The following is a 2630-nucleotide window of genomic DNA, read 5'->3' on the forward strand; positions in this document are numbered from 1 at the left end:
ACAACACCAAATAATACCGGGTGTTGTATGATTAAGCCTCGCGGGCAATTAGTACAGGTTAGCTTAACGCCTTACAACGCTTCCACACCCTGCCTATCAACGTCTTAGTCTTAAACAACCCTTCAGGACAGTTAAACTGTCAGGGATGACTCATCTTTGGGCCGGCTTCCCGCTTAGATGCTTTCAGCGGTTATCCGTTCCGAACGTAGCTACCGGGCAATGCGATTGGCATCACAACCCGAACACCAGCGGTTCGTCCACTCCGGTCCTCTCGTACTAGGAGCAGCTCCCATCAATCATCCAACGCCCACACCAGATAGGGACCGAACTGTCTCACGACGTTCTAAACCCAGCTCGCGTACCACTTTAAATGGCGAACAGCCATACCCTTGGGACCGACTTCAGCCCCAGGATGTGATGAGCCGACATCGAGGTGCCAAACACCGCCGTCGATATGAACTCTTGGGCGGTATCAGCCTGTTATCCCCGGAGTACCTTTTATCCGTTGAGCGATGGCCCTTCCATTCAGAACCACCGGATCACTATGACCTACTTTCGTATCTGCTCGACGTGTCTGTCTCGCAGTTAAGCTAGCTTATGCCATTGCACTAACCTCACGATGTCCGACCGTGATTAGCTAACCTTCGTGCTCCTCCGTTACTATTTGGGAGGAGACCGCCCCAGTCAAACTACCCACCAGACACTGTCCACAACCCGGATAACGGGTCAGTGTTAGAACATCAAACATACAAGGGTGGTATTTCAAGGATGGCTCCACGCTATCTGGCGACAACGCTTCAAAGCCTCCCACCTATCCTACACATGTAGGGTCAATGTTCAGTGCCAAGCTGTAGTAAAGGTTCACGGGGTCTTTCCGTCTAGGTGCGGGTACACAGCATCTTCACTGCGATTTCAATTTCACTGAGTCTCGGGTGGAGACAGCATGGCCATGGTTACACCATTCGTGCAGGTCGGAACTTACCCGACAAGGAATTTCGCTACCTTAGGACCGTTATAGTTACGGCCGCCGTTTACCGGGGCTTCGATCAAGAGCTTCGCTTACGCTAACCCCATCAATTAACCTTCCGGCACCGGGCAGGTGTCACACCGTATACGTCATCTTTCGATTTAGCACAGTGCTGTGTTTTTAATAAACAGTCCCAGCCATCTGGTCACTGCGACCCCCATCTGCTTACGGAGCAAGTCCTTCACAAACAGGGGCGTACCTTCTCCCGAAGTTACGGTACTATTTTGCCGAGTTCCTTCACCCGAGTTCTCTCAAGCGCCTTAGTATTCTCTACCTGACCACCTGTGTCGGTTTGGGGTACGGTTCTTATATACATACGTTTAGAGGATTTTCCTGGAAGCCGGGCATCAACTGCTTCGCTACCGTAGTAGCTCGTCTCGTGTCTCGGCCTTAGGAACCCGGATTTACCTGAGTCCCCAGCCTACGCACTTTCACGTGGACAACCAACGCCACGCCAGCCTAGCCTTCTCCGTCACCCCATCACTGTATATAAAAGTACGGGAATATTAACCCGTTTCCCATCGACTACGCATTTCTGCCTCGCCTTAGGGGCCGACTTACCCTGCCCTGATTAGCATGGGACAGGAAACCTTGGTCTTCCGGCGTGGGGGTTTTTCACCCCCATTATCGTTACTCATGTCAGCATTCGCACTTGTGATATGTCCAGCAAACCTCTCGATTCACCTTCATCCACTTACACAACGCTCCCCTACCCAGCACATACGTGCTGCCGCAGCTTCGGTATATTGCTTAGCCCCGTTACATCTTCCGCGCAGGCCGACTCGACTAGTGAGCTATTACGCTTTCTTTAAAGGGTGGCTGCTTCTAAGCCAACCTCCTAGCTGTCTTAGCCTTCCCACATCGTTTCCCACTTAGCAATATTTGGGGACCTTAGCTGGCGGTCTGGGTTGTTTCCCTCTCCACGACGGACGTTAGCACCCGCCGTGTGTCTCCCGGATAGTACTCATTGGTATTCGGAGTTTGCATGGGGTTGGTAAGTCGGGATGACCCCCTAGCCCAAACAGTGCTCTACCCCCAATGGTATTCGTCCGAGGCGCTACCTAAATAGCTTTCGGGGAGAACCAGCTATCTCCCGGTTTGATTGGCCTTTCACCCCCAGCCACAGGTCATCCCCTAACTTTTCAACGTTAGTGGGTTCGGTCCTCCAGTTGATGTTACTCAACCTTCAACCTGCCCATGGCTAGATCACCGGGTTTCGGGTCTATACCTTGCAACTAAGCGCCCAGTTAAGACTCGCTTTCGCTACGGCTCCCCTATTCGGTTAACCTCGCTACAAAATATAAGTCGCTGACCCATTATACAAAAGGTACGCAGTCACAGAACAAGTCTGCTCCCACTGCTTGTACGTATACGGTTTCAGGTTCTATTTCACTCCCCTCGCCGGGGTTCTTTTCGCCTTTCCCTCACGGTACTGGTTCACTATCGGTCAGTCAGGAGTATTTAGCCTTGGAGGATGGTCCCCCCATCTTCAGACAAGATAACACGTGTCCCGTCCTACTTAATATGTGCTTTATGTTGCTTCGTGTACGGGGCTATCACCCTGTATCGCTCAACTTCCCAGAAGATTCCACTACAACATAAA

At 51.7% G+C, this 2630-nt stretch carries 1 rRNA gene; it reads right to left on the reverse strand.

The features are described 5' to 3' along the window. Window positions 1–27: 27 nt before the first annotated feature. Window positions 28–2630: ribosomal RNA gene (locus tag ACXAGP_RS22055) — 23S ribosomal RNA — on the reverse strand; the annotation flags it as partial.

It is taken from the genome of Planctobacterium sp. AWM4_229 (assembly GCF_056160305.1).